Raw genomic sequence first — 7,389 nt, forward strand, 5'->3', positions numbered from 1 at the left:
TTCTAACAGCTTAGGCAACGATACGAAAAAAGACATGGCTGGCTGCCGTGCCTTTAACCGTAAATCTATTGTAATAGAAAGGTAGGGATGCCCATGAACGATAAGTGGGAGATCCTCCACGGCGATGCGCTGAAGCTTCTGGGCGGCTTTGCCCCCGGTACCTTCGACGCCGTCATCACCGATCCGCCCTACGCCTCCGGGGGCCGTACCCAGGCGGAGAAGAACAAGTCCACGGCCAAGAAGTATTCCAGCATGGGGGATCACGCGCCCCCGCCTTTCGACGGGGACGCCAAGGACCAGCGCTCCTGGACCCGCTGGGCGGCGGAGTGGCTTGGCGATGCCAGAAAGATCTGCAAACCCGGCGCGCCGGTGTGTATGTTCATCGACTGGCGGCAGCTCCCAGCGGCCACCGACGCCCTCCAGTGGGCGGGCTGGATCTGGCGGGGCACCGCTGTGTGGGACAAGGGAAACTCACGTCCTCAGAATGGCCGCTTCCGCCAACAGGCGGAGTACATTGTCTGGGGCTCCAACGGGGATATGCCCATCAGCCGCCCCGTGCCCTGTCTCCCCGGTATGTTCAAGTACGGGAATCCCCAAAACCGTATCCACCTGACGGAGAAGCCCTTGCAGCTCATGCGGGATGTGGTAAAGATCACCGAGCCGGGCGGCCATATCCTGGACCCCTTTGCCGGCAGCGGCACCACAGTCCTGGCCGCTGTGCTGGAGGGCTACACCGCCACCGGCATTGAGGTCACCGACGAATATGCCCGTCGGGCCAGGAAACGGATCGAGCAGGAACTGCTCCTGGCGGCGTGAGCATGGGCGTCAGCGCTCTCTTTCCTTCCTGTGTGGAGGCACCAGGGAAACCTCCGGCGGGGCCACCGCAAGCCCGGCAGCGATGTAAAGCTGCCGGACGGAGGTAATCCTGCCTCACAGCCTACTATCTCGCCCAGAAACGGGCCAGGGCGCCTGCCAAGCAGCCTCACAAAGCAGAGGGCCAAACTCGGTGAGGGCTGTCTGGCCCGGCCACTCCGAGGCCGTGCTCCAGACTGCGGGTGGAAAGGGCTGTTTGGGGATAGTCCGGCCTGTTCGGGAATAGGAATCGCTTTCCCGTCCGGTATGTGGTATTGTGTAGCTGTGGAAGCAGCCCAGTATAATACAGATTGAAACGGAGGGAACTGTATGGGAGTCCAACGGGCGATTAACGGACAGCTCATCACATGGGAAGTCATCGTTTACGGCTTCCTCGGTATGGAACAGGTGGCGGCACGCTACAAAGACCCCTGGAAAGCGGCGGTCTATTGCTGTGAGCACAACTGCGCCGAGGTCAAGATGGCCCTTTCTGAACCGGATGAACCATTGCCAACGAATGACTAACCGCAGCGGCCGCGGCATCGGCTGGATGCCGCGCCCAACTGCGCAAGGCCGTCTTTAAAAGCTCTTTTTAGCACCCGACCTGTTACTGGTGGGGGTTTATTTAACGTATTACTAGGGAATTGTCAGGATATGACGGCCTGCTGCTTGCAAACTGTTCTTGATAAGTCTCCGGAAGGCAGGGATAACGAAATAACAGGAGTAGGTGTTGTCTCTGGCACGGAAAGTACAAGTAACAATAATTTTTAAAATTCCCGGATTGTACTAATTATGTCAATCAAACAGCAGTCTAATTCCCCAAATCAAGTAAATATGAAACGGATAGAACCAGTAAAAAGCATACTTAAAGGGCTTCCCACGTTTCCCATTATAGGTCAAGATGATAGGCAATACTTCAATCATCATCCATTTATAATCCGTAAAAAACAATGATTCTATTCCATGTCCACTTGAAGCTAATTGGGCAATTTCAAAGGTTCGTTCTATCAAATCTCTAAAATTTTCAGACCCAGTAAATGCATCTGCAGCCTCTAAAACTGTGTTTATAATATACCAATTCCAGTCAGTTAAACTATATAAAAAATAAAATAGGGAAAATCCTCCCAAGAGAAGAATCAAGCTATATTTATTTTCCTTTGCATAATATAGCAGAACACCAAATAATACGATAAGAACTGATCCTTCAGTCCACAGTATATTACCAGTGATAGAAGAAAGCAGTTGTACGAACAAAGACAAAATTCCAGACTGACTCCATTCAAACCATGGTAATGGCATATAGGCTATGTATGTTAGGAAAATTGAGCAAACAATTTGCCAAATTGCAAGGAAGACTAATAAAATGACTTTTCTCCTTATACGTTCTGTTTCTAATATCCTTATAATTAGAGAAATCAAAAACAGTGTGCTGAAGAAATTAAAACTCCGTAAATCTATGCTTGCCACTGTATCTCCTGCGATAATATAGCCTAAGCACATAAGTATAATATTGATAACCGCCATGCAAACACTAAAAAGATATAGTCTTATCATTAGCTTTGCTTTAGAATGCGTTTTATCATAACTATGTACCAAGCAAAAAATGAAAATGGGAGCAGAAGCACAGCCCAACCATCGAAACCATAGCGGGAAAAAATCATACCAGAAATACGCTAGATGATCTATAATCATAAGGATTGTCGCTAGTATTTTTAAGCTAAAGGACGACATGTATACCTCCATCTAAAAAGCAGTGATACAGGTGAATTGTCCACCTGTATCACTGCTTTTGGGTTTGGTATAGTCTCTACCAATAGAACCGCTGATCTCGATGACAAGGGAAAAACTTTGTTTGCGCTTTAAGCAGACCTCAGGTGGCGCAGTCAACAGTAGAGCCTATAGAATCTCAGATATCTCTGGCAACATAACCACTCAGTGTGGAATAACCTTCAAACTTGAGGTACCATGCAGCAGTGTCCGAACTTGGCACTACATACATGATGACAGTGTGCCCAGGTTTTACCGTATGCTCATCCTCAATAAGATCATCGAAGAGAGGCTTATTTTCATATGCTTTAACTGTAAAATCGTGATTATCCTTTCGCTCGTTATATATACTCACCTCGTAGGATGTCCATCCTGTGAACAGATATTGTGAATATAGAGTGACAGAAACATTATTGACTGCAGATAAATTGTATTTTCCATCGGTCAAAATATTCCACTTTTTGGTTGGCTTTGCTTGACTGCGCGTCAAGTCAAATGTAGCAGCATCTGTATTTTCTGACATTTCCTCGATACGGGCAGCTTCTTCATCAGCATACTCTTCGGGTACTTCAATATCAAGGATGTACCCCTCCTCCTTAGCCAATGTCCTGTAATAGTCTTCGTTAGAAATAAAGTCAGGATACTCCAGTTCAATGACTTTATCTTCTGTAATCGACGCAGCCGATGCGCCCGTTGATAAAGACGCGGGCAGTCCGAACATTGTGATAGCCGCCAAGGCAATCGCAACCATTTTCTTTATTTTATTTTCCTCCCTGATATGTGATTTGGATGGTGGTTCTCGCTTAACGTGAAAATAACATATTGTCATCTCTTGTTCCATCAAGGTTCTGTAAAATTTTTGTATTTATTGGGGAAACTGTTGCGTAGCAGTATGTCCACACAAAGGAATTACGTACAAAACCTCGAGTATCGGTAGTCTCCCACTGGAATCTCCCCCAAAGTTGTGGATCGGTGCTTTGGCTCTGCGAAGGAGAATGGGATGTTACTTGCAAACGCTTATCACTCTTTGTGCCAACAGTTTCCTTTGCTGGTTCTAACCATGGAATAGTAGGGTGTCTAATGTAACCCCCTTTCCAGATTATTTTGATTTTTAGGGTGTCAAAACAGACACCCTTGTAGGAGTGATAATATCCTCCATGATATAGTCAGATTATTCGGAAAACGACACTATCATGTTAGAATGTCGAGCATTCCAGCCTATAAGGCAAGCACCGTCGCTCTGAATCAGAACGATAATTTTCTTTTCCATGAAGTTGACATGCTCTGCCTGCCGACTTCATAATCCACCTACCTCTTGAGAATAAGCCTCGCTTCGGCGGGGCCGGGAACCTCGCCGCCTCTGGCGGCGAGGCCGCCGCAAGCATAGCGCAAATGTACATTTGCGCGCTTGCAGGGGTGAACCCCTGACCCCTATGCCGCCTCCAGGCGGAGCATCAACAGCCTCAGACCTCAGAAAGGAGTGTGACGTTGCGATACATCGCCAGTGTCAGCTTCGGCAAGGACTCCCTTGCCATGCTGCTGTTAGTGCTGGAGAAAGAGATGCCACTGGACGAAGTGATTTTTTACAACTCGGGAATGGAATTTCAAGCTATTTATGATATTCGGGACCGGATGAAGCCGGTCCTGGAGCAGCGGGGCATCCGCTTCACAGAGGTGAAGCCGGACGCCCCGTTTTTGTACGATATGCTGGAGAAGACAATTAACTCCAGGAAGAATGGCTTCCATCACGGCTACGGCTGGTGCGGCGGCCTCTGCCGCTGGGGGACCACGCTGAAGATCAAAGCCCTGGACGGCCACAGCCCAGATGCGGAAGTCCACTATGTGGGCATCGCCGCAGACGAGCCGGATCGGCTGGAGCGTCTGAAGCCGCCCAAATGCTCTCCTCTGACGGAGGCGGACTGCCTGGCGTACTGCTACCAGCGGGGATTTTTCTGGGAGGAAAACGGTATTCGGCTCTATAATATCCTGGACCGGGTCTCCTGCTGGTGCTGCAAAAACAAGAACCGGAGGGAACTAAAAAATATTTATCAGTTTCTCCCGCAGTATTGGAAGCGGCTGAAGGAGCTGCAGGCCCGGATCTCCATGCCCATGAAGCCTTACAGCCGGAAGGGTGTTCCTTATGGCAATGTGTTCGATTTGGAAAAGGTCTTTGAGCAGGAGATCCGGGAGGAAGCCTCCAGCGCTGCTCCCAGGCGGAAAAGGAGACGGCATGAGCAAAGCAGATAAACATGGCCGACATCATCTGCACATTGAACTGACCTCGGAGCAGTACCGCCTGCTGTCTGCCAAGGCCAGGCAGTGCGGCCTGACCAGGCGGGCCTTCCTCACCCGTCTTCTGGAAGGGCAGCCGGTCAAGGCGCTCCCCTCCCAGGAGATCAAGGCCCTGCGCACCGAGGTGCATAAAATTGGCGTCAACATCAACCAGATCGCCCGCAGCGTCAACGCCAGAATTGCCAGGGCGGAGGACGCCAGACGGGGGCTGTACCTGCTGGAGCAGGTCTATGCGCTCATGTACGAGGTAGCGAAAAAGTAATGGCCATCACCAAGATCCTGGCCCGGAAGGGCCGCCTGGATGTGGGCGTCCGATATGTGCTCAACGGGGACAAGACCCAGGAGCAGGTCCTCACCGCCCGCCTCAACTGCGACCCCGGCCATGAGTGCCGGCAGATGCTGGAGACCAAGCGGGCCGTGGGTAAGGAGGGCGGCATACAGTATTACCACCTCATCCAGTCCTTCCGCCCCGGAGAGATCTCCCCGGAGCTGGCGCTGGAGATCGCCACAGAATTTGCGAAAGAGCATCTGCCAGGGTATGAGACGGTGATCGGCGTTCATGTAGACAAGGAGCATATCCACGCCCACATCCTCTTCAACTCAGTCAACGCGGATACCGGCGAAAAGTACCACAGCAATGCCCAGAGCTACTACCGGCAGATCCGGGCCACCTCGGACCGCCTGTGCCGGGAACATGGGCTCCCTGTGCTCATGCAAGGAGAACCGTCCAAAGCGGTCAGCTACATTGAGTGGCTGCGCCGGTCCAGGGGCCAGCCCACCTTCCGCTCCATGCTGGAGGCGGACCTGCGCTCCGCCATAGCGGACGCCAATGACCTGGGCCACTTCTTCCTGCTCATGGAGCACATGGGCTATGAGATCCGCCACGGGAACCGCCTGGGCTTCCGCCTGCGGGGACAGGAGCGGTTCATAATCCCTGGCCGGAAAAATCCGCTGTTCACCGAGGACGGCATCCGGGCCGCCATTCAGGGGAACCTGTCTGCCATCGAAGTGGGACGGCGGCCTGCCGTCCAGCTCCGGCCCCAGTACCGCCCCTACCAGAAGTACCCCAGGTACACCGGCTTTTTGGCCCTGTATGTCCACTATCTCTATCTACTGGGGAAGATCGGCAAGCGGCAATACCCACCCCGCATGACGCCCCAGCTCCGGCAGGAGGTCATGCGCTTTGAGCAGTACCGGGAACAGTTTGCCTTCCTCCGGGACAACGGCATCACGACCCGGACGGACATGGCGGCCTTCACTGCCCGCACAGAGGAGACGCTGGCCAACCTGATGAAGCAGCGCACCGTCCTCAATGTGCGGAGGAAGCGGCGCCGGGCGCTTTACACCGCTTTGGCGGATGCGGAGGCCCTGGCCCCTGTCAAAGAGCTCTATGAGGCCGGACTGTCCGGCATGGAGACGGAGTTTGCCCAGTACATGGACGCTGTGGCCGCCCTGGAGCAGTGCGGCGTCCCCAGAGAAGGGCTGATTCAGGAAAAGGCGGAGCTCTATGAGCGGCTGGCAGAGCTCAACCGGCAGATCCGGGCGGAGCGGAGGAAGCTGGCCCTGTGCCGGAAGATCCAAAACAGCCTGCCCCAGATGGAGCAGGAAATCGACAAAGCAGAAGCACGTGAAAGAGAGGTGAGAACCAATGAACATAGGAGGCGGTGAGGCGGCCGACCAAATGGTGCGTATGCTGCTGTCCGGGACGGAGGTAGTCATTCGGCTGTCCGGTTCTGCCCTGAAGAACCTGCTGGCCCTCACCCTGGCCCTTACCCGAAACCATAAAAAGCTCTCCGGGAAAGTCAACCTGGGGAAGATGCTGCGGGAGACGCAGGATCTCCGGCAGTTCTCCATGACCCCAGAGCAGTATAAGGAATTTCAGCACCGGGCGAAAAAGCAGAAGCTGTTGTTTTCCGCCGTCCGGGACCGGGATGACCGGGGGAAGATGATCGATGTGCTCCTGCCGGTGACCGAGCTGGACCGGGCCAACCAGATCTTCCAGCGTATGCTGTACCAAGAGCCGGACCGGCAGCCGGAAGCACATACGCGGGAGAGGGCGCGCGATACAAAGGACGGCCCCGAAAAAGGCCCGCAAAAGCGCCAGAAGCACTCCAAGGACCCCACGGCACGGCAGGACCCGCAGCCCCCCACACAGGGCCGCCAGAGCAGCCAGACGGCCCCACGTCAGGCAGAGCCGCCAAAAAAAGAGTCTCGGTCGGGATGCGACTCGCACGATACAAGAACCAGCTCCTCTACCCCCAAAGGCCCAGGAACTATGACTGAACGCCCCTCGGTGGAGGGACGGCTCAAGGCTTACCGGGCGCAGCTGGAGCGTAGCTCCGTCCCGGCCAGACAGAAAACCAAAGCAAAATCCAGGCCAAAGACGAGATAATGGCGAGTTTAAAACAGGCTTTCCACTCCTCCGGGGGGGGGGGGGGGGGGGGGGGGGGGGGGGGGGGGGGGGGGGGGGGGGGGGGG

The 7,389-nt window shown here is 53.7% G+C and carries 8 protein-coding genes; 6 read left to right on the forward strand and 2 right to left on the reverse strand.

Annotated features, from left to right (window positions below):
• Positions 1-93: 93 nt before the first annotated feature.
• Both ACESY8_RS10425 and ACESY8_RS10430 read left to right on the forward strand, forming a co-directional pair.
• Entirely contained in the window at positions 94-816 is a 723-nt protein-coding gene (locus ACESY8_RS10425; RefSeq protein WP_152970501.1) for a DNA-methyltransferase, read from the forward strand.
• A 366-nt stretch (positions 817-1,182) separates the two neighbouring features.
• Positions 1,183-1,377 (forward strand): hypothetical protein, encoded by a 195-nt coding sequence (locus tag ACESY8_RS10430; protein WP_007494203.1) that lies wholly within the window; start codon positions 1,183-1,185, stop codon positions 1,375-1,377.
• 270 nt (positions 1,378-1,647) lie between these two features.
• Here ACESY8_RS10430 and ACESY8_RS10435 read toward each other — a convergent pair whose 3' ends face one another.
• Entirely contained in the window at positions 1,648-2,583 is a 936-nt protein-coding gene (locus tag ACESY8_RS10435) for a TraX family protein (protein ID WP_275556851.1), read from the reverse strand.
• Between the two features lie 175 nt (positions 2,584-2,758).
• Entirely contained in the window at positions 2,759-3,370 is a 612-nt protein-coding gene (locus tag ACESY8_RS10440) for a hypothetical protein (protein WP_054338959.1), read from the reverse strand.
• A gap of 731 nt (positions 3,371-4,101) precedes the next feature.
• On the opposite strand from ACESY8_RS10440, the gene ACESY8_RS10445 reads away from it, so the two are divergent.
• The 4 genes from ACESY8_RS10445 to ACESY8_RS10460 are packed head-to-tail and all read left to right on the forward strand — an operon-like array spanning position 4,102 to position 7,303.
• The gene (locus tag ACESY8_RS10445) at positions 4,102-4,866 is read left to right on the forward strand and encodes a phosphoadenosine phosphosulfate reductase domain-containing protein (RefSeq protein WP_204244468.1); all 765 of its coding nucleotides are present in this window, start codon (positions 4,102-4,104) and stop codon (positions 4,864-4,866) included.
• Complete coding sequence (locus ACESY8_RS10450) at positions 4,850-5,173, forward strand: plasmid mobilization protein (protein ID WP_054338960.1); 324 nt, start codon at positions 4,850-4,852, stop codon at positions 5,171-5,173. Before ACESY8_RS10445 ends, ACESY8_RS10450 begins: the two co-directional genes overlap by 17 nt.
• Positions 5,173-6,579, forward strand: a complete 1,407-nt coding sequence (locus ACESY8_RS10455; RefSeq protein ID WP_054338961.1) for a relaxase/mobilization nuclease domain-containing protein — start codon at positions 5,173-5,175, stop codon at positions 6,577-6,579. The genes ACESY8_RS10450 and ACESY8_RS10455 overlap by 1 nt, the downstream gene beginning before the upstream one ends.
• Positions 6,560-7,303, forward strand: a complete 744-nt coding sequence (locus ACESY8_RS10460; RefSeq protein WP_491625112.1) for a PcfB family protein — start codon at positions 6,560-6,562, stop codon at positions 7,301-7,303. The genes ACESY8_RS10455 and ACESY8_RS10460 overlap by 20 nt, the downstream gene beginning before the upstream one ends.
• The last annotated feature ends 86 nt before the right edge of the window (positions 7,304-7,389 follow it).

The organism is Clostridium sp. ATCC BAA-442 (assembly GCF_964239415.1).
Lineage (GTDB): Bacteria > Bacillota > Clostridia > Oscillospirales > Oscillospiraceae > Flavonifractor > Flavonifractor plautii.